Annotated in this window: 23 protein-coding genes and 1 pseudogene; 10 read left to right on the top strand and 14 right to left on the bottom strand. The window is 74.0% G+C overall.

Going from position 1 to position 25501, the window contains the following annotated elements; genetic code table 11:
* Positions 1-503: 503 nt before the first annotated feature.
* The 3 genes from ACFVFR_RS15690 to ACFVFR_RS15680 all read right to left on the bottom strand — a co-directional run bounded on the left by ACFVFR_RS15690 (position 504) and on the right by ACFVFR_RS15680 (position 4267).
* Entirely contained in the window at positions 504-1409 is a 906-nt protein-coding gene (locus ACFVFR_RS15690; RefSeq protein ID WP_383701693.1) for a BTAD domain-containing putative transcriptional regulator, read from the bottom strand.
* Positions 1410-2062: 653 nt separating this feature from the next.
* Positions 2063-2734 (bottom strand): hemerythrin domain-containing protein, encoded by a 672-nt coding sequence (locus ACFVFR_RS15685; protein ID WP_383701691.1) that lies wholly within the window; start codon positions 2732-2734, stop codon positions 2063-2065.
* A 552-nt stretch (positions 2735-3286) separates the two neighbouring features.
* Positions 3287-4267 (bottom strand): LysR family transcriptional regulator, encoded by a 981-nt coding sequence (locus ACFVFR_RS15680; RefSeq protein ID WP_383701689.1) that lies wholly within the window; start codon positions 4265-4267, stop codon positions 3287-3289.
* A 280-nt stretch (positions 4268-4547) separates the two neighbouring features.
* On the opposite strand from ACFVFR_RS15680, the gene ACFVFR_RS15675 reads away from it, so the two are divergent.
* A complete protein-coding gene (locus ACFVFR_RS15675) occupies positions 4548-5960 on the top strand; it encodes an MFS transporter (protein ID WP_383701687.1) in 1413 nt (470 codons plus the stop codon).
* A 177-nt stretch (positions 5961-6137) separates the two neighbouring features.
* Here ACFVFR_RS15675 and ACFVFR_RS15670 read toward each other — a convergent pair whose 3' ends face one another.
* On the bottom strand, positions 6138-6974 hold the full coding sequence (locus tag ACFVFR_RS15670; RefSeq protein ID WP_383701685.1) for an arylamine N-acetyltransferase: 837 nt from the start codon (positions 6972-6974) through the stop codon (positions 6138-6140).
* Positions 6975-7133: 159 nt separating this feature from the next.
* On the opposite strand from ACFVFR_RS15670, the gene ACFVFR_RS15665 reads away from it, so the two are divergent.
* Together ACFVFR_RS15665 and ACFVFR_RS15660 are read left to right on the top strand one after the other, a co-directional pair.
* The gene (locus ACFVFR_RS15665; RefSeq protein WP_383701683.1) at positions 7134-7301 is read left to right on the top strand and encodes a hypothetical protein; all 168 of its coding nucleotides are present in this window, start codon (positions 7134-7136) and stop codon (positions 7299-7301) included.
* A pseudogene (locus tag ACFVFR_RS15660) lies at positions 7274-7402 on the top strand (DUF5988 family protein); the annotation flags it as partial. The gene ACFVFR_RS15665 and the pseudogene ACFVFR_RS15660, both read left to right, overlap by 28 nt.
* A gap of 214 nt (positions 7403-7616) precedes the next feature.
* Here the strand turns inward: ACFVFR_RS15660 and ACFVFR_RS15655 are convergent.
* Positions 7617-8477 (bottom strand): aminoglycoside phosphotransferase family protein, encoded by an 861-nt coding sequence (locus ACFVFR_RS15655; protein ID WP_383701681.1) that lies wholly within the window; start codon positions 8475-8477, stop codon positions 7617-7619.
* Positions 8478-9048: 571 nt separating this feature from the next.
* Here ACFVFR_RS15655 and ACFVFR_RS15650 point away from each other — a divergent pair.
* On the top strand, positions 9049-9726 hold the full coding sequence (locus ACFVFR_RS15650; protein WP_383701679.1) for a TetR family transcriptional regulator: 678 nt from the start codon (positions 9049-9051) through the stop codon (positions 9724-9726).
* Between the two features lie 292 nt (positions 9727-10018).
* On the opposite strand, the gene ACFVFR_RS15645 is transcribed toward ACFVFR_RS15650, so the two are convergent.
* Positions 10019-11221, bottom strand: coding sequence for a serine hydrolase domain-containing protein (locus ACFVFR_RS15645; RefSeq protein WP_383701677.1), 1203 nt, complete (start codon positions 11219-11221; stop codon positions 10019-10021).
* Positions 11222-11624: 403 nt separating this feature from the next.
* Between ACFVFR_RS15645 and ACFVFR_RS15640 the strand changes: the two genes are divergently transcribed.
* The 3 genes from ACFVFR_RS15640 to ACFVFR_RS15630 are packed head-to-tail and all read left to right on the top strand — an operon-like array spanning position 11625 to position 17252.
* Positions 11625-14720, top strand: a complete 3096-nt coding sequence (locus tag ACFVFR_RS15640) for a protein kinase (protein ID WP_383701675.1) — start codon at positions 11625-11627, stop codon at positions 14718-14720.
* A gap of 4 nt (positions 14721-14724) precedes the next feature.
* On the top strand, positions 14725-16143 hold the full coding sequence (locus tag ACFVFR_RS15635; RefSeq protein ID WP_383701673.1) for a hypothetical protein: 1419 nt from the start codon (positions 14725-14727) through the stop codon (positions 16141-16143).
* Positions 16140-17252: a hypothetical protein gene (locus ACFVFR_RS15630; protein WP_383701671.1), complete on the top strand. Its 1113-nt coding sequence runs from the start codon at positions 16140-16142 to the stop codon at positions 17250-17252. The genes ACFVFR_RS15635 and ACFVFR_RS15630 overlap by 4 nt, the downstream gene beginning before the upstream one ends.
* A gap of 156 nt (positions 17253-17408) precedes the next feature.
* Here the strand turns inward: ACFVFR_RS15630 and ACFVFR_RS15625 are convergent, their stop codons facing one another.
* From ACFVFR_RS15625 to ACFVFR_RS15605, 5 genes are all read right to left on the bottom strand, one after another.
* Positions 17409-17606: a DUF397 domain-containing protein gene (locus ACFVFR_RS15625; protein WP_383701669.1), complete on the bottom strand. Its 198-nt coding sequence runs from the start codon at positions 17604-17606 to the stop codon at positions 17409-17411.
* Positions 17607-17792: 186 nt separating this feature from the next.
* Positions 17793-18812, bottom strand: a complete 1020-nt coding sequence (locus ACFVFR_RS15620) for an XRE family transcriptional regulator (RefSeq protein ID WP_383701667.1) — start codon at positions 18810-18812, stop codon at positions 17793-17795.
* Between the two features lie 29 nt (positions 18813-18841).
* Positions 18842-19042, bottom strand: coding sequence for a DUF397 domain-containing protein (locus ACFVFR_RS15615; protein ID WP_383701665.1), 201 nt, complete (start codon positions 19040-19042; stop codon positions 18842-18844).
* Between the two features lie 171 nt (positions 19043-19213).
* Complete coding sequence (locus ACFVFR_RS15610) at positions 19214-19417, bottom strand: DUF397 domain-containing protein (protein ID WP_383701662.1); 204 nt, start codon at positions 19415-19417, stop codon at positions 19214-19216.
* The gene (locus ACFVFR_RS15605; RefSeq protein WP_383701659.1) at positions 19414-20289 is read right to left on the bottom strand and encodes a Scr1 family TA system antitoxin-like transcriptional regulator; all 876 of its coding nucleotides are present in this window, start codon (positions 20287-20289) and stop codon (positions 19414-19416) included. The genes ACFVFR_RS15610 and ACFVFR_RS15605 overlap by 4 nt, the downstream gene beginning before the upstream one ends.
* Before the next feature lie 229 nt (positions 20290-20518).
* Between ACFVFR_RS15605 and ACFVFR_RS15600 the strand changes: the two genes are divergently transcribed.
* Genes ACFVFR_RS15600 through ACFVFR_RS15590 form a run of 3 tightly spaced genes read left to right on the top strand, consistent with a single transcriptional unit; the run spans position 20519 to position 21512 of the window.
* Entirely contained in the window at positions 20519-20737 is a 219-nt protein-coding gene (locus ACFVFR_RS15600; RefSeq protein WP_383701657.1) for a hypothetical protein, read from the top strand.
* A complete protein-coding gene (locus ACFVFR_RS15595) occupies positions 20734-21042 on the top strand; it encodes a hypothetical protein (protein ID WP_383701655.1) in 309 nt (102 codons plus the stop codon). The genes ACFVFR_RS15600 and ACFVFR_RS15595 overlap by 4 nt, the downstream gene beginning before the upstream one ends.
* Positions 21039-21512, top strand: a complete 474-nt coding sequence (locus tag ACFVFR_RS15590; protein WP_383701653.1) for a hypothetical protein — start codon at positions 21039-21041, stop codon at positions 21510-21512. Before ACFVFR_RS15595 ends, ACFVFR_RS15590 begins: the two co-directional genes overlap by 4 nt.
* A 27-nt stretch (positions 21513-21539) precedes the next feature.
* On the opposite strand, the gene ACFVFR_RS15585 is transcribed toward ACFVFR_RS15590, so the two are convergent.
* The 3 genes from ACFVFR_RS15585 to ACFVFR_RS15575 all read right to left on the bottom strand — a co-directional run bounded on the left by ACFVFR_RS15585 (position 21540) and on the right by ACFVFR_RS15575 (position 25056).
* On the bottom strand, positions 21540-22070 hold the full coding sequence (locus ACFVFR_RS15585; protein ID WP_383701650.1) for a DUF6879 family protein: 531 nt from the start codon (positions 22068-22070) through the stop codon (positions 21540-21542).
* A 501-nt stretch (positions 22071-22571) separates the two neighbouring features.
* Positions 22572-23459, bottom strand: a complete 888-nt coding sequence (locus ACFVFR_RS15580; protein WP_383701648.1) for an SDR family NAD(P)-dependent oxidoreductase — start codon at positions 23457-23459, stop codon at positions 22572-22574.
* A gap of 109 nt (positions 23460-23568) precedes the next feature.
* Entirely contained in the window at positions 23569-25056 is a 1488-nt protein-coding gene (locus tag ACFVFR_RS15575) for an MFS transporter (protein ID WP_383701646.1), read from the bottom strand.
* Positions 25057-25501 lie beyond the last annotated feature (445 nt).

Genomic DNA, 25501 nt, shown 5'->3' with positions numbered 1-25501 from the left:
AGCGAGCAACTCGACCACGCCATCGAGCACCAGGGCAAGGGCGACCTCGCCAGCCTCCTCCACGGCAACGACACCTGGACCGTCAACCACTGACGCGCACGGATCCCCGCTCCCACACCGGCTCGGTCGCCTCCGAGTCGGTGTCGGCGCGAGCGGCCTCGGACGCGCGTCCGCGTGAGGGACTCCGTCCGGACGCGGCGGGAGGGGGCGTACGAGCGACTGGGGAAACTCCGACCGCGCGCGGAGCCGATCGCACGCCACGGAGCGGTCACGCCGTACGCGTGCCGCTGGGCCAGTATGCCAACTCGCCGGTGATAGCCGGGAGTTAAGGCGCGGGGGCCGGGGTCGGAGGGTGCTGCGGGTGGGGGGTGCCGGACCGCGGGGAGGTCCGGCCATGTGCGTACGCGCGCTCGGTGCGAACGCGCGTAGCACCCGTGCGACGTGCGAAGCCGGGGGAGATGTCCGGCTCAACCGCCGCCTGTGCGAACCGAGTTACGCGCGGCCTATTCGCCGTGGGCGTGCGCGTGCACCGATGCGGGGTAGGGCGTGTGCAGGATGGGCGAGGGTTGGCTGGGCAGGGTGGACGACGACGAGTAGCGCGCGAGGTCGAGCGCCAGGACGGAGTCGCTGCCCGCGGGGCTGTCGATGACCGGGTCGCAGGCCAGCACCGCCTGGTGCAGGTTCCGCATCCGTGGCGACGGTTCGAGACCGAGTTCGTCGTGCAGCACCTGGCGCAGTCGCTTGACGACTTCGAGCGACTGGGCGCGCCGGCCCGAGCGGTAGAGCGCCAGCATGAGCTGGGCGTGCAGGTTCTCGTGCGTGGGGTGCTTGGTGACCAACGCGCTGAGTTCGCCCAGGAGTTCGTGGTGACGGCCCAGTCGCAGATCCGCGTCGATGCGCTGTTCGTGGACGCTGATTCGGTCCTCTTCCAGGCCCACCAGATGGGCTCGGAGTACGGGACCCGCCTGCACGTCGGAGAGCGCGGAGCCCTGCCACATCGTCAGTGCGCGCGAGAGCAACGAGGACGCGGTGTGGTCGTCGCGGTGGAGCTGGGCGCGCCCCTCGCGCACCAGCTGCGTGAAGATATTGACGTCGAGTTCATCGTTGCGAACGGCCAGCAAATAGCCGCCGTCGCGGGTCTCCAGAACCCGGCGCGCGGCTTGTAAACTGCCGATGCGCGGAACCCTGCGCAGAGTTCTCCGCAGTTGGAGGATATAGGACTGCAGAGTGGACAGCGCCGTGTTGGGCGGCGAGGTTTCCCACAGTTCATCTATGCAGGTGCTGGTGGAAACGACCTGGTTGGCGTTGAGGAGCAGCAGGGCCAGTAGCTGCCGTTGTTTTGGTGCCGTTGGCGTGTAGGAACGCCCCTGCTCGTTCATGCGAAGCGGGCCCAATATGGCAAATTCCATGACGTTCTCGTTCACCTTCCAGAAGAGTGTGACGAGAGGCTCGATGAGAAGGGACGCATGGAGAGGCCACGCAGACAAGACGCCATGACAGCACCGGGATCAGTCTCGCGCTGGTCCCCGTTTGGGCCGCTCCGCTGGGGGACGGGCGTCCGTCGCTGTTCCGTCGTGCCTGATTCCGTATGGCCTTGCCGCGTCGCCTGTTCATCCCCCCGTGGCTGAAAGTCGAGCAAATCTGGAGCCAGGTGGCAGTCTATGTCACCTCAAGTCAGTCGTTCAACAGTTCACCAGTGAGTCAATAGTTCCGCATGATGAGGCGTGTTCGGTCTTCGAACGATCCAGATAGTAACCCGCTTTGAGCCGAGCACCTATGGTCCTTCCAGCTCTCTGATGGATGGCCATCCCACTGCCTAATTCCCGGGGGCACTCCCCGCCTGGACGTGTTGGTCTAGGCCAGGGGCGGAGTGGATCAGCGTACCGGGTCGTGAGCAGTGCCGTGGCGGGCGATCCGCAATGCCGTGGCATGCGAGAACCCCCGTCGCCGGGGCGGCGACGGGGGTTCGGTGCGCATTCAAGAATTGAACGTATGAAGGGTCAACGCTCTTATGTGAGACGGCAGTTGTGCACGCTGTGACCTGCCGGTCACTGTGGCCGGTTCACGCGACTCCGGCCAGCTCCCAGTGCGGGACGCGCTCGTAGCGCGGCTGCCATACGGTGCGGCACAGAAAGCGCAGCGGCGGGGAGAGCAGCTCCATGATCTGACCTCGGGTGCCGTCGGGTGCTCCGTCGAGCAGCCAGGGGAAGAAGGACGGGGCGCCCTTGTAGCCGACCTGGCGGCGTTGTTCGTCGCAGAAGGCCCGCCATTCCTGCTGGCTGAGCACGGTCTGCATCAGCGGGAGGGCCTCCGCCTCCTCGTGGTCGAGGTGGCGTAGCAGTGAGGTGGAGAAGTCCTCGGCGTACTCGCGCAGTCGAAAGCGCCGGTCGTGGGAGAGGGCCGCGTCGATCTTCCGGATCATCGGGTCCATCTCGGCGTTCTCGGCCTCCATTGACTCCAGGAGTTCCAGGTCCTGGGGGCGGCCGGCCAGCCGGGCGCGCAGTGCGGGCCACAACACGGAGTCCTTGGCGGTGCGTTGGATCGCCAGATTTCGCTTGAATGTCTGCCATCCCGCGCGAATGGACGCGCCGTCCCGCACGTCTTCGCTGTAGGAGGCAGACATCAGCAGGGCCGCGTCGCGCCGGAAGGCATTGTGTAGCGCGTACGTCAGCGTCAGATCGGCCTGGCACTGGTCGCGAGTTCCCGCTATGGCGCTCAAGAGCTGCCTCCTCATGGTGAGAAGTCTGGTGCAGGTTGCTCCGAATCTTCGGAACAGTGTGCACCCCAAATACCTCCGGTGCAAGTTGTTCCATACCGCGAATGGGCTGTTGATTGGCGAACTAATTGAGTGGGTATCCGGAATTCCGGCAATTCGGACCTCTGGTGAACCGTCACGTCCCGCCATAATCGCGCCACGTCGCGACGCGCGTACAGCGTGTATCTCACGTGGTCTATTCGTCCCATCAATTGGCCGGGCCGAGTACGCGTCGCGGTGTGACGCTACGCACTCCGCATTGCGGCGAGATGCCTGTTGTGTGGCGCGCGTCGCCGGTTCCGCGCGGCGCCGTCCGGTACGACGTCGCACGGCGCGTGCCGTACGCGCCCTTCCTCGGCGGCGTCGCGGCTGCAGGCGTACGGAGGCGTGCTCGGGGCGTGCGGGGTCGCGCGGGGGGCGGGTGATGGTTGGCACGCACCCCAACTGGGCTCTGGTGGGCGGGAGATGGGCCGGAGCGGCCCGTGGGGGTCCCCGCCCCTCCGGAGCCGTCCAGGCGCCCTGTGCGGCGGCCTACGGGCCGGCGGGAGCGGGCGTCGCGGCGGTGGGAGCGGGCCGCGTCGCGGCGGAGTGGGCGGTGCCCGGGAGCGCGGCGGCCGGCAGGTCGAGGCGGTCCGCCAGCGCCTGGCTCAGGGCGCGGTGCTCGGCGCTCTCCCGCGAGTGCGGCCAGATCAGCGCGAGCGCGGACGGCGGCAGTCCGGTGACCGGGAGGAACGCGATGTCACGGCGCCCCTGGTGGGTGGCGGTGGGGGCGCACAGCAGCATGGTGCCGAGCCCGGCCGCCACGGCCGTCAGCCCCTCCTGGAGGGTGCACACCTGGGGGCCGGGCGTGACCGCCCGCCCGCCGGGGGTGGTGGTCGGGGCCATGAACTCCCGCCAGTAGCGCGGCGCGGGCCCGCGCAGCCCGATGAGACGGCAGTCGGCCAGCTCCTCGGCGGTGACCGAGGAGCGCCCGGCGAGCGGATGGCGCAGCGGGACGGCGAGCAACTGCGGCTGCCGCGAGAAGACCGCCCCGATCACCAGGTCCGGCTCCGCCACCGGCAGGCACACGATCGAGGCGTCCACGTCACCGCGCCGGACCGCGCCGAACGGATCGGCCAGCGGTATCTCCACCGGAGCCACCTCGCAGTGCGGGTGACGCTCGCGGAAGGCGCTGAGGGCGCTCATCACGCGCTCGTCCGCCGAGCCGAGGAAGCCCACCCGCAAGGTACCCTCCAGACCACCCCGGGCGCTCGCGCGGGCCCGCTCGACGGTCGCGCGCAGCGCCTCGTAGCTGGGCCGCAGCTCGGACAGGAAGCTCTCGCCGAGCGGCGTCAGGGACGCGCGACGGCTGGTGCGCTCCAGGAGCCGGCCCCCGATGCGCCGCTCCAGGGCGCCGAGCAACTGGCTGACCCGGCTCTGGGAGACGTACAGCCGCTCGGCGGCCCGCCCGAAGTGCAACTCCTCGCTCAGGACCAGGAAGCACTCCAGCTCCCGGATCTCCACGCCGCCCATGCCGCGTTCCTTCCCGCGCGGGCCCGTACCGCCCGCCGCCGTCCTCGTCCGCGGCCCGAGCGCCCCGTGCGCCGCGCCGTCCCTCGTCCGCCGCCACGCCCCGGTGGGGGCGCGGTCCGCGCGCTTCGGCCCGGGTCGCCCCGCCGCGGCCCCGTGCGCGCCCAGCCGCCTCCGGGTCGGCGAGGCGACCCGCGCGGCCCGGCTCATCGATAAGCCTGACTCATACAAGGATGAGGTTTTCGGCGTTGTTCCCGAGCGGGGCCGGCCCAAGGCTGGAGGCATGTCCGAGACACCCCAGCGCGCGAACGCGGCCGACGCCGTCGCGCCCCCGCACGGCCTCCAGCCCACCTCCGCCACTTCCGCGCCCCCCACCCCGGGCACTCCGGGCGTCGACCCGACGCGGCGACCGGGCTCCGCGCCCGCGCCGGCCGCACCCGGGCCGGGGGCCGGACGGGAGGCGGGGGCCGGGGGATCGCCGGAGGCCGAGCCGGGGTGGGCCGAGCCGGGGCGGGGGGCCGGGGACGAGCGGGGGCCGGGGGCGCGGGGGTGGCTGGCCGTGCTGTCGGTCGCCGTCGGGATCTTCGCCGTGGTCACCACCGAGATGCTGCCGGTCGGCCTGTTGACCGCGATCGGCTCCACGCTGGGGGTCAGCGACGGCACCGTGGGCCTAGCGATGACGCTGCCCGGCCTGGTCGCCGCGCTGGCCGCGCCGGCGCTCGCCGTGCTCGTCGGTCGGCTGGACCGCAAGCGGGTGTTGTGTGCCCTGATGGGGCTGCTCGCCGGGGCGAACCTGGTCTCCGCCCTGGCGCCCAGCTTCCCCGTCCTGTTGGCCGCGCGGGTGCTGGTGGGGCTGAGCATCGGTGGTGTGTGGGCGATCGCGGCGGGGCTCGCCGTACGCCTGGTGCCGGCCAGGACCGTCGCCGCCGCCACGTCCGTGATCTTCAGCGGGATCGCGGTGGCCTCGGTGCTGGGTGTGCCGGCCGGGACGTTGATCGGTGACCTGGCGTCCTGGCGGGCCGCGTTCTGGGTGATGAGCGGGCTGGCCCTGGCGGTGCTGGTGGCGATGGCCCTGCTGCTGCCGCCGCTGCCCGCGACCCAGCCCGTCCGCGTGCGCGAACTGCCCGCGCTGCTGCGTAACCCGGCGCTGCGGATCGGGCTGATCGCCACCGCCCTGCTGGTCACCGGACACTTCGGCGCCTACACCTACGTGCGACCGGTCCTGGAGGAGGTCTCCGGGGTCGGCTCCGGTCTGATCAGCACGCTGCTGCTGGTGTACGGGGTGGCCGGCATAGCGGGCAACTTCCTGGCCGGCGCGCGCGCCCAGCGCGACCCGCGCGGCGCGCTGATGGTCCTCTCGGCGCTGCTCGCCACGGCCGTCGTGCTGATCGCGGTCGTCGGCGCGTCCACGCCGCTCGCCACCGTGCTGCTCGTGGCGTGGGGGCTGGCGTACGGGGGCGTGTCGGTGAGCGCGCAGGCGTGGATGCTCCGGGCCGCCCCGCAGGCGCGGGAGGTGGGTTCCGCGCTGTTCGTGTCGGTGTTCAACCTGGCGATCTCGCTGGGGGCGCTGCTGGGCGGGCGGGCCGCCGACGGCGTCGCCGTCTCCGGCGTCCTGTGGTTCGGCGGCGCGCTCGCCGTGCTGGCCTTGGCGAACCTGTGGCTGTTCGGGCGCCGGGTGATGCCCCGGCAGGCGTAGCCGGAGGCGCGGGAGGCGTACGCGAGGCCCGGCCGCCTCCGCCGCGCCCGTGCGGCACGGGCGCGCCCGCCCCGCACGGGACCTGGCCGCGGGGCTCGCTTGGGGCCCCGCGCGTACGCCACGGCCCCCGCTCTCCCCGACATCGCGGGGCGGGGGCCGTGGCGCGGGCGGGAGGCGTCAGACGGGTAGCTCCGTTCCCGCCGGCAGGTCGATCCCGAAGTCGGCGGCGAGCGCGCGCAGTACGGCCGCGCCGTCGCCCAACTCCTCCTCGACCACGGTGCCGTCGGCCCCGGTGCGCACCAGGGTGCGGTCGACGAGCGTCAGGTGGGAGTCCACGCCCGCGCGGTGGGCGAAGAGGCGGCGGTGGAACGGGGAGCGCGGATGCGTGGCCACGTACCAGTTGGCCACCTCCATGTCGGCCGACTCGAAGGGCTCCCGCGTGAAGGCGTACAGGTCGCGCCACGGGGCGTCGCGCGGCCTCAGTTGGAGCAGCCACAGGTCCTGCGGGCCCTCGTGGGGCTCGCGCACCAGGCGTACCTGCCAGGCGCCGCGCTCGTGCACGGTGTCGGCCACCAGCGGAACGGCCTCCAGCAGTCCGGTGGTGCCGAATCCGGCGTCGGCCAGGTAGGGCGTCTCCGAGCCCGGCACCCGGACCAGCAGCACCATGTGCGTACGCGGTCTGGTGGGACGCTCGCCGCGTTCGGTCGCGCGCACCCGGGCCGTGAGGTAGCCGACCGTGAATCCGCAGGCGCGCAGCGCGGTCGCGAGCAGGGTGTTGTGTTCGTAGCAGTAGCCGCCGCGCGGTGAGCGGACGAGTTTGTCCGTCAGGTCGGACAGCGCCAGCGAGGGCGCGGAGCCGCTGACGGCTTCGACGTTCTCGAAGGGGATGTGGAGCACGTGCGCGCGGTGGAGCGAGCGCAGCGTCTCGGCGTTCGCGGTGGGCTCCCCCGACCACCGGACGCGCCGCAGGTACGCGTCGAGATCCAGTTCGCTGGGGTCGTGGTCGGCAGGCATGGACAACTCCTCGCTTCGGGCCGGGAAACCCCGGTGCTGGCGTCGTCGACGCTAGTTCGCCGCGCCCGCGTGAGCGTCGGCCCGGCGGGGCAGACCCGCTACTCCGTGGGGTCTAGGACCCGACGCGTAGCCGTCCGTCGGCCCCGCTCCAGGTGGGGCGTGCCGCCCGCCGCCGCCAGCGATGCCGGGCCGGCCGCGCTGGCCCGGCCGCACGTCGAGGAGGGACCGGTGGACGGGCGGCAGACCTACGCCGGACTCGGCGCCCGCCTGGCCCACCCGCGACCACCACACCCAACGCGCTGCTTCGAGGCGGCCCCGGACACCTGACCGACGCGGCCCGCCCCCGACAGGTCGACGGACGGGAGGCGGGCCTGAGGCTCTCCGTGGGCGGCTGCCACGAGCACTTCCGCGCCACCCGGGAAACCGTCTCCCACCAGGGCGCGGTCCTACGCCTCGTCACCTGCGAGGGCCGCACCCACGTAGCGGGCGAACCCTCGCACACCGTCGGTCCTCACCGGGGTACGACGCGGGAGCCGGCCCCACGGGGCGGCGGAGCGAAGCCCCGTCCCGCCGCCCCGTGGCCCCACCCGATGGCACCCGGCACGACGGCGCGGGCGGCGGCGCAGGGCACGGCGAGGCCCCTCAGCGGTAGGCCGCCAGGCCGTCCGCCAGCTCCTCCGCGTCCTCGTCCTGGTGGGCGGCCAGCGCCTGCTGGAGGGCGAACGTGCCCCGGATGGTGGCGATCCGGGTGTCCAGGGCGGTGTCCGTCCAACCGCCGTGCGCGCGGACGGCGGCCAGCAGGTCGGGCCCGTAGCTGGCGCCGACGGCCGCGAGGTCCTCGGCCGGGTCGCCCAGGACGACCTCGTCCCAGTCCACGACGCCGCTCAGGCGCGGGAGTCCGTCCTCGGTGGTCCACAGCACGTTCTCCGCCCCGAGATCGCCGTGCACGAGCGCGTCGGTGCGGTGGGGGAGGGCGTCGAGCGCGGCCAGTTCCCGGTCCGCCCGCCGCCGCCCGTCCTCGGACATGAGGGCGTACAGCCGCGTACGCACCCCCGTCGCGAACGCGCGCCACCGGTCCTCCTCCGCCCGGGGCAACGCCGCCCGCACCGCCGCGTCCGAGCCGGCCGCCGCCATCCCGGCCAGCAGCGCGGCGTACTGCTCCGCCACGGCTCCGGCCACGCCCGGCGCGGTGAGCGCGGCGGCCTCCAGCGGCGCCCCGGGGACACGGCTGAGCACGAGGTAGCCCGCCCCGTCGGGGCGCTGTTCGGCCGCGAGCAACGGGGCGGGCGTACGGAAGCCGAGGTCGAGCCCGGCGAGCGTGCGCAGCACCGCCGCCCGCTCGGGCAGCCGGGCCGCCGCCGCCGCGCTGCGCGGCAGGCACACCACGCGCTCCGCGCCCACCACCACGCGGTGGAACTGCCCCTCGTGGACGACCAGCGCGTCCGGTGCGTCATCAGGCAGCAACCGCTCCAACAGCGAACGGTGCACGGCGAGAACATCCATCACACGTCAACCCTCACATACGACACCACGGGCGAACCCCCGTGAATCGGCGATCCCCACGACCGACGGACCGCCAGGCGCGACAGGCCGCGAGACTGGGCGGACCGCGCGCCGGGCGGGCCCACCACGCCACCCCGGACCCGCCACCCCGGACCCGCCACGCCGGCTCCGTCACGGCCCGCGCCCATCGTCGCCCACGCCCCGCCCCGTACGCCTCCGAGTTACGCCCGCGCCGCGTCCCCACCGAGGCCCGGCAGCCGCACACACACCGCCCGGACACACGCCGCCCGCGCACCCCGTGCCGCGCACCCCTCGTGCCGCGCGCCCACCCCGGCCGCACGCACCGGGCCCCAGGCGCCCCGGCCTCCCCGCGCCCCGACCGCAGGCCCCCCGGCCTCACGCACCCGGCCGCGTACGCCAGTCGCCCCCGAGACGTACGGCCCGCGCGCCCCCACTCCGGGCGCCGACCGGCCGCGACGCGGCCGTCCGTGGGCGCGGGAAGGGCCGAGCGAGCGAACCTGCAAGGCGTGCAAAACTGCATGTCATGCGGGGAGTTGGGTAGGCTGCGCGGGTGATCGAGACGACGGCCTCCGCGCCGGAGCCCCCGGGGCTGCGCGAGCGCAAGAAGCTGCGTACCCGGCGCGCGTTGATGGAGGCCGCCGTGCGTCTGATGGCGGCGCAGGGGTACGAGGAGACGACGGTGGCCCAGATCGCCGCCGCGGCCGACGTCTCGACCCGCACGTTCTTCAGCTACTTCCCCGGCAAGGACGACGTCCTGTTCGCCGACGGCCAGCAGCGCGTGGACGCCCTGGTCCGCACGGTCCTCGCCCGCCGCCCGCGGGAGACCGTGGCCCACCTGCTGCTGCGCGCGCTGGAAGGCTCCGTCCTCTCGCCCCACGCGGCCGAGGACCTGACCGGCGAGGCCCCCTCGCCGCGCGTCCGCCTCGTCCTGTCCTCGCCGGCGCTCCAGGCCCGCGCGCTGCACTGGCTCTTCGAAGGCCAACGCCAGCTCACCGCCGCCCTGTCGCGGGCGTACGAGGGGGAGCTGAGCGAGCCCGAGGCCGCGGCGGCGGTCGGGGCGCTGGTCGGTGCCCTGGTGAACACGGCCCTGACCTGTCTGGCCCGCGACGCCTCGGCCGACGCGCTGCGCCTGTCCCTCGTCCGGGCCGCCCGGGTGGCCGTCGGTGGCCTGGCGAGCGTGTGCCCCGCGACGGGCGGCACACCGACGCGGGACGCGGAGCGCTCGTAACCCCCGACCGGGCGGGCGACGGCACCCGCCCCGGCGCGCGCGAGGCCGGGGGAGGAGTAGCCGTCCCGGCCGGCCCCGACGGCCGCACCGGGCGCCCGCGCGGCGACCACCCGGACTGGGCGGGGCTCCAGCGCTCCCCCGGTGGCCCGGGGCCCCGTCCGCCCCTCCCGAAACGCCGACCCCGCACGTGCCGCGCGGCCGGCGCCGACCGCGCGGCACGTGCGGGGTCGCGGCGTCGCCAACGGGCTTGAGCTGTCAGCCCATTGGCGTACCGGCGACCCGCCTCGCCGCGTCACTCCCGCCCCGGCTGGCCCGGGGCGCAGAACTCGGCCTCGAAGACCTTCTCGTACGGCGCGCCGTCCGCCAGCCAGTCGCCGTTGAGCTGGAACGTCAGCGCGTGCGCCCCGTCCCGGGTCGTGGCGGAGCCGGTCAGCGAACCCCACACGATCCCGTCGTGGCCCCACACGGTCCGCCCGCAGGACAGATCGCGCGCGATGAGCCCGAGCCCGTACCGGTAGTGCTGGCCCGTCTCCACCGTGGTGAACATCGCCCGCTGCTGCGCCCTGGGCAGCAACGCGCCACGGTTCAGGGCCCGGAAGAAGGCGTTGAGGTCCCCGCTGGTGCTGATCAGTTCCCCGGTCGCGCCGGACCAGGTGGGGCTGTACTCGGTGGCGTCGTACACCTCCGGCCCCGGGTCGGTCGCGTAGAGCGTGGAGTAGCCGACGGGGTGCGGGATGGGCAGGGTGGTGACGGTGCCGGGGAACGAGGTGTGCCGCAGGCCCAGCGGCCTGATGATGCGCCGCTCCGCCTGGCGCGCGTAACGGTCGCCGGTGACGCGCTCGATGACCATCCCGGCGAGCACGTAGTTGGTGTTGGAGTAGTGCCAGCCGCCGCCGGGCTTGAAGTACGCCGGGTGCCGGAGCGCCATGGCGACGATGTCTTCGGGCGTCTTCACGTCGAAGCGGTGCTGGAGGAAGCCGGGCCCGTTCATCGTCTCCCGCCACTCCGGCGTCTCCACGCTGTCGTGGATGCCGCTGGTGTGGTTGAGCATCTGCCGCACGCTGATCTTGCGCGCGTCGTAACCTTCGCCCCGTACGACGCCTGGCAGCCACGTCTCGACCGGGTCGTCCAGGCCGATCCGGCCCTCGGCCTCCAGCTGGAGCAGCACGGTGGCCATGAACGTCTTGGTGATGCTGCCGGCCCGGAAGTGGTCGCCCGCCGTCCGCTCGCGCCGGGCCCCGGTGTCCGCGTAACCCGCCGACCCGAACCACCGCTTCCCGTCCGCCGTCCGCGTCTCGGCGGCCACTCCGGGTATCCCGGCGCGCACCAGCCCGTCCAGGGCGTCCCGCGTCGCCCCGTGCGAGGAGGCGCGCGCGGCGCCCCCGTCCCCGGCGGCGACCGCTCCGGGCGGCCCGGTCACCACCAGCGCCCCGGCGGCGGCCGACACGACGACCCCCGCCCACACCCGCCGCACCCGTACGGAAGAACTGAACATGACGCCCCTCTCGCTGCCTGTGGGGTAAGCCCTTCCGGGGCACCCCAGGTGACCATGGCCAGGCCCCCGCCGCCCCGTGACCGCCCGCCACCGCGCCCGCCAACCCGCCGCCCCGGTGCCCACCCCGACGGGGCGGGGGCCCCGCCCGGGCCCGCCCGCGCCCGTGCCCGCCCGGCGAGGCCAAGACGGACGAGTGGGGCGGGAGTTGGGCGTGGGAGGCGGGGTCGCTCGACACCCTCGGGCCGTCGGTCGCTCCGCCCGGGCGGGCCGGTGGCCGGGTGCGCCCGCGCGCCCCGTCCGATGTCGTCCCGGGCCCTGCTGCTCCCGTCGACCTCGGGCTATCCTCCCCGTATCCGGCGGGCGGCACGCCGCCGGGCGCACACCGGGGAGGACAGGGGGCTCCATGGCTGGCGCACACCCCGACGTCCTGCGCGACCGCTACGCGCTCCACCGGCCCTGGGGCGGGACCACGGGGTCCACCTACTGGTCGGGTCACGACCGCGTCGCGGGGACGGACGTCCTCGTCCAACAACTCACCCCGCGCATCCCGGACGGCGCCGACACCTCCAAGGCGGGTGTCTGGGCTCCCGGCGCGCTGGCCCGCCAGGTGCGTCCCGTGGCGCGGCCGGCGGACGCCCACCTGCTGGCCGTTCACGACGTCGTCGAGGAGGCGGGCGCGCTGTGGGTGGTGATGGAGCCGGTCGTACCGCGCTCGCTGCACACCCTGTTACGCGCGCACGGGCGGCTGCCCTCGGGGGCGGCGGCCCACATCGGCCTGGAGGTGGCGAGCGCGCTCGGGGCGCTGCACGCCACGGGCGCCGCGCACGGGCAGGTCGACCCCCGGGGCATCCTCTTCCGCGAGGACGGCACGGCGGCCCTGCCCGGGTACGGACTCCAGCCGCCCGACCCGGCGTACGGGGCACCGCCGTTACGTCCCCCTCAGCCCCGCTCGCAGTACACGGCACCGGAGTTGGCGGACGGTCGCGCCCGTGCGGACGCCGAGGCGCTCGCCCCCACGCCGCAGGGGGATCTCTGGGCGCTCGGCATGACCCTGTACGAGATGGTCGAGGGACGCCGCCTCACCCGGGGCCCCGTCCCCGGCGCCCGCCTCAGGGCGCTCCGGGACGCCCGCCCGCCCCGGGCTCGCCGCCAGCGCGAGTTCGCGCCGCTCATCGAGGGGCTTCTCGCCCCCCACCCCGAGGCGCGGCCGAAGACGGCCGCCGTCACCACCGCCCTGCGCGCCGCCGCCGACCGGCAGGAGCCGGTCACCGACACCCACTGGGCACTGGCCACCCCGCAACGCCGTACGCGCGGGCAACGGCTGCGCGGCGCCCTCTTCCACCTCGGCGCCCTCGTCGGCAGCCGCCTCGCCGCCGCCTTCACCGTCGGAGCCCTCGCGGCCCTGCTGGGCCTGCGGCTGGCCGGCAAGTCCACCGCTCCGGACGTGCCCACCCTGATGCTGTCCGCCGTCGTACTCGGTCTGACCTCCGGCCTCGTCGTCCTGGGCGGCAAGTTCCTGTGGCACGCCGTGGCCTACGTCAGGGGCCAGGCACGGCTCGCCAGGGCCCGTCACCGCACCACCCGCGCCGGGCACGGGCCACGGCCCGTCCCGTTCGGCGGCGCCGGCCCCGGCGCCGCCCCTGGCCCCTCGCCCGACCACGAGCCAGGCACCCTCCTGCTCAGCGGCGCCGGCGCCGTGGTGTCCAGACCGCGCCCCGGCGCCGCCCGTGGCCCCTCGCCCGACACCACCACCTCGACGGCCCTGCCCGAGCCACCCGAAACGGGCCCGCCCCCGACGTACCAGCACCTGCGGCGGGGCGACCGGACACCCCCGACACTCGCCCCCGAGGCCGCAGCGGCCGGGGAGCCGGCACCCTCGCCCGAGCAGCCGGCACCGTCGGCCGACCCGCGACGAGCAGGCGACCCGCCACCAGCGGACGACCCGTCACGAGCAGGCGACCCGGCACGAGTGGCCGACCCGTCACAAACAGGCGAGCTGTCACGAGCGGCCGACCCGTCACGAGCAGGCGAGCTGTCACGTGCGGACGAGCCGGCGCCGTCGGCCGAGGCGCGGAGGCGCCCCAGCGAACCGCCACCGGCGAACGCACCCCCGCCCGGAGCCGACCTGTCACCGGCGGACGAGCCGGCACCGTCGGCCGAGCTGTCACGAGCAGGCGACCCGCCACGAGCGGACGAGCCGTCACAAACAGGCGACCCGCCACGAGCGGACGAGCCGGCGCCGTCGGCCGAGGCGCGGAGGCGCCCCAGCGAACCGCCACCGGCGAGCGAACCCCCATCCCGGCACGAACCCGGCCCCGCGCACCAACCTCCACCCGTGAACTCGCCCACCGACGGGCCCTCCCCACGCGCGGGCGCGGGCGCGAGGCCACGGAGCGACGACCCCGCGCCGTGGTTCGTGCCCAAGCAGCCGTGGACCGCCCGGCTGCCGTCCTGGAGCGACACGGGGCCACGACGGGAGGCCGAACCGCCGGGCACACCGGCCGAGGCGCTCTCCTGGCAGGACGCGGCCATGGACACCGACGCGGCCCCGGGCGCCGACACCGACACGAACACGGGCGCCGACACGGCGTGGTCCGGAACGGCCGGAGCGCGCTCGTGGACGGACGCGGGACTCGCGCCCCCCGGCGCGACCGACGCGTCACCCGGCTCGACCGACGCGCCGTCGGGCACGACCGGTGTGTCGCCGTGGGCGTCCCTGCTCCCACCGACCCCGCCGGGGTCGGTGGACGTACCACCGGGGTCGCTCAACACGCTCGCGTGGCTCGGGGACACGCGGCCCGACTCGACCGAAGCGCCGAGGTGGGCGGCGCTCGTCTCGCCCCGGCGGCGCGACCTGTCCTGGCCGTCCGACCTGATGCCCCGCGCCTCGGGGCTCTCACCCCGCGCCCCGGACCCGCCGCCCCGTGGAGGCGGCCGACCGCTCCGTCGTATCGCGCGGCCGCCCCGCGCGAGTGCGCCCCCGTTCCGCGTTCCGGACCTCTCCTCCCGTACGGGCCGGGACGCGACCCCGGACCCGTCTCCCCGCGCCCCCGCGACGCCCCCGCCCGGGCCCCCCTGCGTGCCCCGGCTGACGTTGCGCGACGGGCCGGCCCGGGTGGGGGCGCCCGCCGTACTCGAATTCGCGCTGGACGTACCCGACGGGCACCCGTGGGCGGGCCGACCCGAGCACCCCTCGGCCCAGCTCGTGCTGGTCGCCTCCACCCGCACGGCGGCCCGCATCACGCCTCCCGCGCGCGGCTACCGCGCGGGGGGCGCCCCCGAGGAGGCGGCCACCTTCGTCTTCACGGCCCACGAGCCGGGCGAGCACCAACTCCGGTTCACCGTCTACGACCGGGGTTACGGAGTCGTACTCCAGGAACTCGACGCGACCATGACCATCGAGGCCCCCGCGCGCCCCACCGCGCGAGCCACCCCACCCCCCGGCGAGCCCGCGACCCCGGTCGACGCCGCCGGCCGAGACCAGGCGCCGGAGTCCTGAGCCGTTGGACGAGAACATCCCCCTGACCATCCGCCAGGACCCCAGTGACGGCTACCGCCTGCTCCCGGTCTCGCCGGCCCGCGAACCCCGCGACCTCGTCGTCTGCATACGCCTGCCGGGCGGCGGGCAGCCGATGATCAGCCTCTGGGGCGACACGGAGATCCTGCCCCGCTCCCGCACCCGCGAGCACTGGGCCCTGCTGGAGAGCGACGTCCGCGACATCAGGGACCTCTCGGCGCAACTCCTGGCGGACTGGAAGGCGTTCGTGGACTACCAGCCGTCCGACCCGGCCGCCGGCATCCGCCCGTACGCCGCCGGAGCCGACCTCAGCACCCGCCCGCCCGGCGAGGTCCGCTCGCACGTCACCGAGCTCGCCCGGGGCGGCAGCCACCTCCTGGAGGAACTCCTGGACGGCAACGACCCGAACCTGGTCCGGCTGCGCACCGTCCTGCTGAGCGCGCTGCACCGTCGGGACCTGCGCATACGCTTCGACTCCGACCTGGACCTGCCCTGGCCGCTGCTCGCCCTGGACGGACCCGCCCCGGCCCCCTCCGGCCCACCGCCGCACGTCCTGTCCTACGACACCCACAGCCCCCACGCGCCCGCCGCCGCCGCACCGTACGCCGCCGACGTCTCCGCGCCACCCGCCCCCGTCGCCACCCCCGACCCGCACGACCTCCCCGGCCTCTTCGACCTCTTCCTCGGGCACCGGCACCTCGTCGAGGCCGCCTCAGGCGCGTACGAGACCGACTTCTACTACGTCGCCAGCCGTTCCCGCCCCGTCAGCAGCGCCAACGTCGACCACCGGCTCCGTAAGACGCCCCGGGCCACCGAGGTGCACAAGCTGCTCGACGACCGGACGGAGCTGACCGAGCGGACGCACAGCGACGTCCTCCTGGCCGACCTGGCCATGGCCGGCTTCGACGAGGACCTCATGTACTTCTTCTGCCACGGCGCCGTCATCGGCGACGGCGACGCCGCCTGGCAGGCGTTCCAGCTCACCGACGCCCGGTCCGTGCACGCCGGCCGGATCGACAGCACCCGCAAGCGGCACACCGAGGCCAACCGACGGCAAGGCGCGTTCGTCCCGTTCCACCCGATGGTCGTGCTGAACGTCTGCTACGCGGGCTCCCCGATGACCGGCCGGTTCGCCAGCCTGGCCGGCAGCTTCATCCGACACGGCGCCCAGGGCGTCCTGGCCCCCCACATCGCCGTACCCAAGGTCTTCGGCGTGGAGTTCGCGCTGGGCTTCCTGACCCGCTACGTCGTCGACCGCGCGGCGGCGGGCACGGCGGTACGCGACACCGTCCGCTGGTTCGCCGCCGAGTACCACAACCCGCTGGGCCTGATCTACGGGCTCCAGTGCGGCCTGGACAGCAGACTCGCCCCCGCCACCCCCGACCAAGGAGCGACCGCCCCGTGACCGCCCCGCCCAGCCGCCGCCTCGCGCCCCGACCCCCGGGCGCCCGCCGCCGGGCCGCCGCCAAGGTGGCGCCCCCGGCCGCCTTCGCCACCGTCGACCTCGACGAGAACGGCTGGCTGCTGGCCCCCGACACCGGCGACGCCGTACCCGCCGACCGGCTCGTCGACCACCTGGCGAGCTGGCTGCGGCCCCCCGACTGGGCGACCGACATCCTGGTCTACGCCCACGGCTGGCAGACCGGCCCCGACGCGGCCCTGCGCAACGCCGGGCGCCTGCTCGCCCTCGTCCACGAACAGCACGCCCGCCGCCCGCACCTATACCCCCGGCTGCCCCCGGGCGACTTCGCGCCCTGGACGGTGGTGGTCCGCTGGCCCTCCTCCTCACGGCTCTCGTACGACGGCTACTGCGCCGTACGCGACCGCGCCCACGCCATGAGCGCCCCCGGCCGGGGCTACGCCCCCCACGTCCTGGGCCACCTGCTCGGCTACCTCGACGCCGAACGGGGCGAGCCCGCGACCGACACCCTGCGCACCGCCACCGGCCGCTACCTGCACCTGGTCGGCCACTCCTTCGGCGGCCGGTTCCTGTGCGAGGCCGTGCGGTGGGCCGCCGACGCCGGCGACACCCTCGCCTGGAGCGTCGCCACCGACCCGGGCCGGCCGTTCACCGTCGACTCGCTCACCGCGTTCCAGATGGCGGCCCCCAGCAACGCCTTCGACGGCACCTTCCGCGCCCTGCGCCCCGCCACCCGGGGCCACCGCGCCCCCGTCGGCGGCCCCATGGTCTTCACCCACTCCCGCCACGACCGGGCCACCGGCTACTTCCACCTGCGCGCCGAACACCTCCCCGGCATCGGCCACGGCGGCATGCGCCTCTCCCCGGCCCGTGGCGACCTGGCCCCCAACGACGTCGCCCACACCCCCCTCCACCCGGCCGACACCCCCTACCCCCACGCCTGCCTGGACCACGCCTTCGTCAACGTCAACGCGAGCTGGCGCTACCGCAACAGCCCCCACAACCCCCTGCGCGCCCACTCCGACTACTTCCACCCCGAATCCGCCCACCTCCTCCTGACCCTGGCCAACGGGTCCCGCCCGGAGGGCGGGTAGACCGGGAGGCGCGGCGCGCGGCGCCGGCTCGGTCGAGGCGTTCGCCCGGTAATCGACCAGGCCGGCGACGACCGCGATGACGCCCTCCGCGCGTGAGCCGAAGCGAAACCGCCGACCGAGCCGAGCGGCCAGGTCGCGACGCCGCTTCCCAGGGGGTCAGCCGTCGAAGTCGCCGACCTTGACGCTGGTGACGAACGCGGCCCAGGCGGCGGCGTCGAACGCGAGGGTCGGGCCGTGGGGGTCCTTGCTGTCGCGGACGGGAACGGTGCCGGTCGCGGCGGCGCGTGCGGGTGCCCACTCGACGCAGTTACCGCCGTTGGTGCTGTACGAGGACTTGATCCACTGCTCGGTCATGAGATGCAACCTTTCGGAGTCGGGCCTCAACTCTCGTATGCCGCAAGGGAGTAGAGCCAGTGCGCGGACTCGGCCAGCGCGCCGGATGCCCTTCGCGCCGCCCGGCTGAGGTGTGGCCGCGCCCGCGACGGCCCGGGGCCCGGCGTACGGGACGCCAACGCCTCGCGTCCTGTATGCGAGCCCGGCTCAGTCGAGGCGGAGCGGGTCGGCGCTCACGAGGCCGCCCAGGTGCTCCAGCGCGTGGCCCGTGCTCGTCGGGGCCGTGGGCAGGTCGCGTCGTACGGTCGCGAGCAGCAGGTTGCGGGTGCGGGCGGACGCCGTCTCGCCGGCCGTGTCGTGCAGGCCGACGGCGAGTTCCTCCGCCTCGCGCCAGGCCCCCACGCGGAGCAGGGAGTCGAGCAGCCGCGCGCCGCTGATGCCGCGATAGCCGGCGTGCGCGGAGTCGGCGGGGAGCGCGCGCCGCAGGTGCGTCACAGCCTCCCGGTGGCGCCCCGCCGCCCACAGCGCGAAGCCGTGCTGGCCGTCGATCTCCTGGCGGGACACCCACCACGCCCACGCCGGGTCGTCCTCGCGCGCCCCGTCGTCCAGCAGCGCCCGCGCCCGGTCGAAGGCTCGTACGCCGCCTGAGGCGTCGCCCATGCCGAACCGCCCCTTGGCGTCCCGTATGAGGAGCATCGCGCGAACCCGCGCGGACAGCCGCTCGGCGAGCGCGCCCGCGACCGTCTCCAGCCCCTCGCGGTAGCGCCCCCGCCACTCGGTGACCATGGCGACGTTCTGCGAGATCAGCAGCTCCATGGCTCGGTCGCCACTCGCCCGGGCCAGGCTCAGCGCGGCGGCGTTGTACCGCTCGGCCGCGTCGTGCTTCTCGGCGTCGAACAGAGCCCAGCCGGCCACCTCCGCCAACTCCGCTGCGGCGGAACGGATCTCACGCTCGTACGCCGGCTCGTAGTCCCCGCCGCGCAGCCGCGCGTGGACGACCTTGAAGGCGTGGGCGGCAGGCTCGGCGATGGGTGTCCCGCCGTACGCGTTGTCGAGAACCACGAGCCGCTGGGAGGTCTCCCGGATGGCACGGACGAACTCGGCACCCCGCAGATCGCTTGTGCGTAACGAAGACGCGAGTGCCGGTGTGCCGGCGCGCGGTGCCTGGCCGCTGGCTCGCTCAACCGCCGCGCCTGGCGCGCTGGAACGGCCCTCGATGTACGTCATATGGCCAGGGCTCCGTCATCCGTAGAGGGTCAGGCGTCGAAGTCGCCGTTCTTCACGCTCGCCACGAACGCGGTCCAGGCGGTGGCGTCGAACGCGAGGGTCGGGCCGTGGGGGTCTTTGCTGTCGCGGACGGGGACGGTGCCGGTCGCGGCGGCGTGTGCGGGGGCCCACTCGACGCAGTCACCGCCGTTGGGCGAGCTGTAGCTGGACTTGACCCAGTTGTCAGTCATGAGGCGCGCCCTCTCCAGATCGGCTGTTGCTCAACTCTGCTGAATTTTCGGGCAGTTGAGCAAGAGTGTCGACCTGGTTGGAGTGTCGGATGGCCCCCGATCATCCGCCTCTGACATGGCAAAGCCCCCGACCATCGCTGTACGGGCGGGGACTCTGTCGTGCGTGGGGGATTAGGCGTCGAAGTCGCCGTTCTTCACGCCCGTCACGAACGCGGTCCAGGCGGTGGCGTCGAACGCGAGGGTCGGGCCGTGGGGGTCCTTGCTGTCGCGTACCGGGACGGTGGTCGGCATGCCGGCGCCGACCTCCACGCAATCGCCATGGTTGCCGCTGTAGCTGCTCTTGAACCACTTCGCCGAAGTGAGATCGGTGGTCACTGATATCCCTCCATCACGTTCCGAATGAACTGAGCGGACTCAGCCGTGGAGAGTGCGTCCGCCGCAAGTCGAGTGTAGGTGCGAGTCAGCTTTTGCACTCTGGCTGGGTCGTTGACGAAGTGGCCGTAATCAACTGATTCCGAGTATGCCCAATCTTGCCCGTTCGGCATGGAGATGATGGTCATTGCGGCGCTGGGTCGCACGACTACGGGGGAGTCTGACGGCACCACCTGGATGACGAAGTTTGGCAGATCAGCCATGTGTAGGAGGTGTGCGCACTGCTCGGCCATGACTTCATGGCTGCCCACGACCGTGCGCAGAGCCTCCTCCGTCAGAATGGCGGAAAGTAGCGGACTCTCTGGCTCCGCTGTCACGAACCGGTCTTGCCGGCGGATGCGGGCTTCGACAGCGCGCTTCAAGTCGTCCGGGTTGCGGACCACTTGTGCATACAGCACATGGGCATAGGCTTCGGTCTGCAATAGCCCCGGCATGTACTGGTTTTGGTATGTGCGAATGGCGGTCGCTTTGCGGTCCATCTCTTCTCGGCGTTCGAACCAGTCACGCCGCGGTGTCATTGGATACCAGTCGATCGCGCGCCAGAGGTCGTACAGGAGGTCCCCGGTCTCCAGCTCCTCATCCCAAGCGACGACTTGAGGTTTGTTGGGGACGCGGTCGCCGGCCTCGATCCTCGCGACAACAGATCGGTCCAGATGGGCCACTGTGCCTAGGTCCGATTGTGTCCGCTCGGCGTGTTCGCGTGCGCGCTTTATGAGCAGCCCGAACAGCTGGGCCGCAGTGACTACGAGATCCTTGCCCGGGTCCGACGGAGAGGCTGCCGCATCCCTGTCAGAACCACGTCCCCGGCGTGCCATGGGGACCCCCTTCGATGTGTGCCAGAACCTTGGACCGCACGGCCGTGAGGTGCCTACGGACCCCACGGGTCACTGATTGTGATCGTAACCTCCGCTAGCCGATGCTGTGAGTGCCCGGTCACAATCCGCGACCGGGCTGCTGCCCCCTTGCCTAAGCGATCGGCCGCTGAAGGGTCAAGTCCTGGCCAGAGGGCGACAGTTGCGAGCCACACCCGTGGGAGACCAGGTCATGGAACACCTGATGACGTTGCGCGTGTACCGGCTGCGGGCGGGGGAGGACGGGCCGTCCGAACCCGACGGTGGGGACGTCAGCGTGACCGTTGTCGACAGTGAGCGGGTGTGGCGGGGCGAGCACCTGTGGGCCGCCACGTCGGCCTGGCCCCCGTGCCGTTGCCCGATGCACCGTCAACTGCCCGCGCCGGCGCGCGCCGTCGGGGGTGGCGTGTGACGGCGGAAGGCACTCACCGGGTCCTGGTACGAGGCGTCGCCCTGCGGTTCTTCCTGCGGGAGCGGGGCGCGTGGGCACCGGTGACCGACACCGAGTTCCACGCCGCGTACGAGGCGTCGATGTTCGACCCCGACGCGTTCCGGCACGACGTGCTGTGCCCCAACCGGCGGCGCGTGGAGCACAACACCGTCGAGGGCTGGTTCTGGTCGGACGGGAGCGCGACGGCGGGCCTGATCACCTTCGACGACCGCAGCCCCGAGGAGTGCGCGGGGATGGCGCGGATCGAGGGGGGCCACGCCGCGTGAGCGATCGCCAGGTGTGGGTGTTCCTGCTGGTCCACTGCCCCGCCGACACGCGTAACCCGCTCGACTCCGCCCGGCTGTGGCCCCGCGTGCTCCAGGTGGTCAGGGACGGAGTGACGTACTCGCCGGGGGTCGTGCTGCGCCCGGGCGAGCCGATCCAACGGGCCGCCGAACGCGCCGGCGCCGCCCTCGGCCTCGCGCCGCCCCCGGGGCCACCGCGCCTGCTGGCCGTGGACCAGCAGCCCGCCGGGGACGGTCAGGCCGAGGAGCTGGCACTCTTCGTGGACGGCGGACGCGTGGACGAGGACACGTTCGCCACCCCGCCGCGCGGTCGGTACGGCCTCACCTGGACCCCCGTGGAAGACCTCGGCCGCGTGGCCCTGGTCCACGCGCTCCGCACCCGCCTGCTGACCGTCGAACCCCCGCTACTGGTAGCGGGCATGCCACTCCCGCGCGAGGGCCCGGACACGTAGGGCGGGGCGCTGGTGGGACGTCGGTGCTCACTCGACGGACGGCACCTCGCGCGCGAAGGTCTCGTACGGCACGGCGCGGTGCCACGTGGCGTCCCGCACCTGGCAGGCGCGCGTCACCTCCACGGCGTCCGTGACCAGCTCGACACCTGTCACCACATCGTCGTCATCGAAGTGGAGCCGGGCGATGACGCGGGAGTCGAACAGCCAGAAGTCCTCGTCAGGAAGGCGCAGAGCCTCGGCCTCGGAGCGCCACAGGTTGCGGATGTCCTCGCCCACCGCGCTGTTGCGGCGGGCGTTGTCCAGCAGATAGCGCTGGCCGGGGGTGGGCGGGTCGTCGACGATGCGTACCCGCTCGAAGCGCTTGCCCAGGGCGGACTGTTCGCGCCGGGAGGCACACCACGGGTCGTCCAGGTCCCATCCGGCGTCCTCGCCCCGGATGAACCGCTGGTAGGTCTCGGTCGCCTCGTCCGACGCGTAGCGACGCCGGGTCTCCAGCCGCCACGCCGTGTGCGCGAGGGTCCGGAACATCCCGGTGAACTCTTCGAAGCCGATCAGCACGGGCGTCCTCTCCACATCTCGGGGGGCGAAGTCCGCCAGGAGCACGCGCGGGACCACCGCACGCGCCCTCCCCCCTCCCAGGACGGGACGAGCGCGAGCCCCCTGTCGCGCGTGATGCGCGATGATTCCCCGGACGGGGCACGGGAAGGGCCCGCCCCCCAGGAGCGGGCCGGGGGATTCCAACGGCCGACGGGGCCCGCACCCCCGTCCCCGCGCGGCAAGCGCCCCGCGCCCCGCTCCGTACCGCCGCCCCGTCAACGGCCCCGTGCCCGCTCCGTACGCACAGCGCCCGCCGCTCAGCGTCACGGCCCCGCCCCGTCCTCCACGCGGTGTGCTCGCCGCCCCGTACCCCGCCCCGCCCCGTACGCACAGCGCCCGCCGCCCAGCGGAAGGGCCCCGCCCCGGAGCCGGGCCCGTTCCGTGACGGACCCTGCCCCGGGGCGGGGCCGCCCCCGCGTGGTGCCACCGCGCCCCGGTGTGGGGCCGCCCGCTCCGTAAGGGCTACGTCGGGAGCATGGCGCGGCGCCCCGGCGCGGCGGAGGACTGCATGGTCATGCCGCCGTCGACGACCAGGAGTTGGCCGGTCAGGTAGCGGGACTCGTCGGAGGCCAGGAAGACCATGGCGTGGCCGATGTCCTCCGGCGCGCCCAGGTAGGGCAGCGCGTTGCCCCGCTTGAGGGACTCGATGACGTCCTCGGGCAGGTTGTTCTCCAGGGCCGGGGTCATGACCGCGCCGGGCGCGATCGCGTTGCAGCGCACGTACTGGGGGCCGTACTGCACGGCGATCGACTTGGTCACGCTGACCACGGCGGCCTTGACCGCCCCGTACGAGGTCTGCAACACGTCGCCCACCAGCGCCGCGACGGAGGCCGTGTTGATGATCGAGCCGCCCCCGGCGCGGATCATGTGCGGGATCGCGTGCCGGGCCCCCACCAACGTGCTGCGCACGTTCCGCGCCACGGCCCGGTCGAACTCGTCCATGTCCATCCGCAACAGGTCCAGGTCCCTGCGCGGATCGGTCCCACCGACGTGGTTGCACAGCACGTGCAGCGCGCCGAACGCGTCGACCGCCGAGCCGACCATGGCGGCCACCGACTCCTCGTCGGTGACGTCCACGGTGACCGGCAGCGCCCGGCCGCCCGCCGCCGTCACCGACGCCGCCGTCTCCCTCGCCCCGTCGCTGTCGTAGTCGGCGACCACGACCCGTGCGCCCTGCCGGCTCATCAGCAGCGCGGCGGCCCGCCCGATCCCGCTGCCCGCACCGGTGATGACGGCGACCTTGCCGTCCAGCCGGTTCCCGCCGGCGGCAACCGGCCCGTTCGGTCCACCCGGCGTGCCCGTCCCGCCCGTCGTGTCCGGTCGGCCTGTCGTGTCCGTGTGGTCTTCCATGGTCGGTTGTCCTTCCGTCGTACGGGATGAGTCGTTGGCCAGCGGGTGGCGGTCAGCGGTGGCTGTCGGTGTCTGCTGGCGAGAGGGGGGAGGGTGCGCGGGGTGGCCGTCAGCGGTGGTCGGCGGAGCGCGGTGCGTCCGTCGGGGGTGTGCCGTCGGCCGCCGTCGGCGCGTCGGCCGGGAGGGCGGCCCGCCCGGTGGCGGCGCGGGTGGCGCGCGGGATGGCCAGGGTGAGCAGCAGCCCGACGGCCGCCGCGGCCATCGCGACCACGTACGTCACCTGGAACCCGCGCTCGGTCGGCACCTCGGCCGGCCCCAGCCGCAGCGTCATGTTCGAGAGGATCGCGGCCATCACCGCGCTGGAGGTGGAGGTGCCGATCGAGCGCATCAGCGCGTTCACCCCGTTGGCGGACGCGGTCTCGGTCACCGGCACCGCGTCCATGATCAGCGCGGGCATGGCGGCGTACGCGATGCCGACACCGCCGCTGACGATCACCGCGGTGACCACGATCTGCCACACCTGCCCCATCAGGAACAGGCCGGCGGCGTACCCGAGGCCGATCACGCCCACCCCGATCAGCAGCGAGGTACGCGCCCCGTGCCGGGCGGTGATACGGGTGGAGACCGGCGACAGGGCCATCATGACCAGCCCGCCGGGCGCCAACGCGAGCCCGGCCATCAGGGTGGACTGGCCGAGCCCGTACCCCGTGGCCTCCGGCGACTGGAGCAGCTGCGGCAGGGTCAGCGACATCGCGTACATCGCGAAGCCGACCAGGACCGAGGCCAGGTTGGTGAACAGCACGGGGCGCCGCACCGTGACCCGCAGGTCCACCAGCGGCTGGGCGACCCGCATCTCGTACGCGGCCCACAGCACGAGGGCCACGACACCGCCCGCGAACAGCCCGAGGGTGGTGCCGCTCGTCCATCCCCAGTCACCGCCCTTGGTCACCGGCAGCAACAGCAGCACCAACCCCACGGCGAGGCCGATCGCCCCCGGGACGTCGAACCGCTGGGCGGCCCGACTCGGCGGCGCCGGCAACAGGGCGACCACCAGCACGAGGCACGCGGCCCCCAGCCCGGCGGCCAGCCAGAACAGGACGTGCCAGTCGGCGTGGTCCACGATGGCGGCCGACAGCGGCAGTCCGATCGCGCCACCCACCCCCAGACTCGCGCTGACCAGCGCGACCGCCCCGCCCACGCGCGGGGCGGGCAGGGTGTCGCGCAGCATGCTGATGCCCACCGGGATCACACCGGTGGCCAGCCCCTGCAACACCCGCCCGACGATCACCGGGACCAGTCCCGAGGACACGGCGCACAGCACCGAGCCCGCGACCAGCAGCACCAGGCTCCCGATCAGGACCTTGCGCTTGCCGTACATGTCGCCCAGGCGGCCGGCTATCGGGGTGACCACGGCCGCCGCGAGCAGCGTGGCGGTGATCACCCAGGACGCGTCGGACGGTTCGGCGTCCAGCAGGCGCGGGAGCTGCGGAATGATCGGCACGACGAGCGTCTGCATGAGCGAGACCACGACACCGCTCAGTGCGATCACGGCGGTCACCGCGCCCGGCCCCACCGTACGGGGGGAGGTGGCTGACAACGTTGGGGCTCCTTGGACGGAACGCGCCCTGGCGGGCGCTGACGAGTGAGGCTGACGCGCGCGAACGGCGGGCGCCGGGGCGGCTCCCGCCGCGTGCCGCGCGACGAGTCGTGCGCCCCCCGTACCGCCGCGACCGGTGGCCGAGCGCGTACGACGCGAGGCGGTAGGGGCCCGCCGGGCGGACGTGTCCGACGGCGGACGACCGGCACCCACGGGCCCGGGGCTACCGGGCCGGGCGGCCACGCGAGCCGGGCGACCACGCGGGCCCGACGGGTACGCGCTGGGCGCGTACCGCGTGTCGGGCCCGGTGGGCACGCGCCCGGCGAGCGGTGCCGGCGACGCGCACGACCGGCCCGCCCCAGGAGACCCCAGCGGGTGCGCCAGCGACCGGCAGGCCATGAGCGCCCTGCACGTCATATGCACAATACACATCATGTGCACTATG

The organism is Streptomyces sp. NPDC057702, assembly GCF_042799315.1.
Taxonomy (GTDB): domain Bacteria; phylum Actinomycetota; class Actinomycetes; order Streptomycetales; family Streptomycetaceae; genus Streptomyces.
Note: the sequence above shows the minus strand (reverse complement) of the source record. Positions and strands in the feature narration are given on the sequence as shown.

Bases quoted from the DNA above. Each gene is read 5' to 3' on its own strand.
- ACFVFR_RS15670 (WP_383701685.1), bottom strand. From the start codon at position 6,974: ATGCCTGCCGACCACGACCCCAGCGAACTGGATCTCGACGCGTACCTG.
- ACFVFR_RS15620 (WP_383701667.1), bottom strand. From the start codon at position 18,812: ATGACGTACATCGAGGGCCGTTCCAGCGCGCCAGGCGCGGCGGTTGAG.
- ACFVFR_RS15615 (WP_383701665.1), bottom strand. From the start codon at position 19,042: ATGACTGACAACTGGGTCAAGTCCAGCTACAGCTCGCCCAACGGCGGT.
- ACFVFR_RS15675 (WP_383701687.1), top strand. From the start codon at position 4,548: ATGTCCGAGACACCCCAGCGCGCGAACGCGGCCGACGCCGTCGCGCCC.
- ACFVFR_RS15605 (WP_383701659.1), bottom strand. From the start codon at position 20,289: ATGGCACGCCGGGGACGTGGTTCTGACAGGGATGCGGCAGCCTCTCCG.
- ACFVFR_RS15640 (WP_383701675.1), top strand. From the start codon at position 11,625: ATGGCTGGCGCACACCCCGACGTCCTGCGCGACCGCTACGCGCTCCAC.
- ACFVFR_RS15655 (WP_383701681.1), bottom strand. From the start codon at position 8,477: ATGGATGTTCTCGCCGTGCACCGTTCGCTGTTGGAGCGGTTGCTGCCT.
- ACFVFR_RS15645 (WP_383701677.1), bottom strand. From the start codon at position 11,221: ATGTTCAGTTCTTCCGTACGGGTGCGGCGGGTGTGGGCGGGGGTCGTC.
- ACFVFR_RS15580 (WP_383701648.1), bottom strand. From the start codon at position 23,459: ATGGAAGACCACACGGACACGACAGGCCGACCGGACACGACGGGCGGG.
- ACFVFR_RS15600 (WP_383701657.1), top strand. From the start codon at position 20,519: ATGGAACACCTGATGACGTTGCGCGTGTACCGGCTGCGGGCGGGGGAG.
- ACFVFR_RS15685 (WP_383701691.1), bottom strand. From the start codon at position 2,734: ATGAGGAGGCAGCTCTTGAGCGCCATAGCGGGAACTCGCGACCAGTGC.
- ACFVFR_RS15625 (WP_383701669.1), bottom strand. From the start codon at position 17,606: ATGACCGAGCAGTGGATCAAGTCCTCGTACAGCACCAACGGCGGTAAC.
- ACFVFR_RS15690 (WP_383701693.1), bottom strand. From the start codon at position 1,409: ATGGAATTTGCCATATTGGGCCCGCTTCGCATGAACGAGCAGGGGCGT.
- ACFVFR_RS15680 (WP_383701689.1), bottom strand. From the start codon at position 4,267: ATGGGCGGCGTGGAGATCCGGGAGCTGGAGTGCTTCCTGGTCCTGAGC.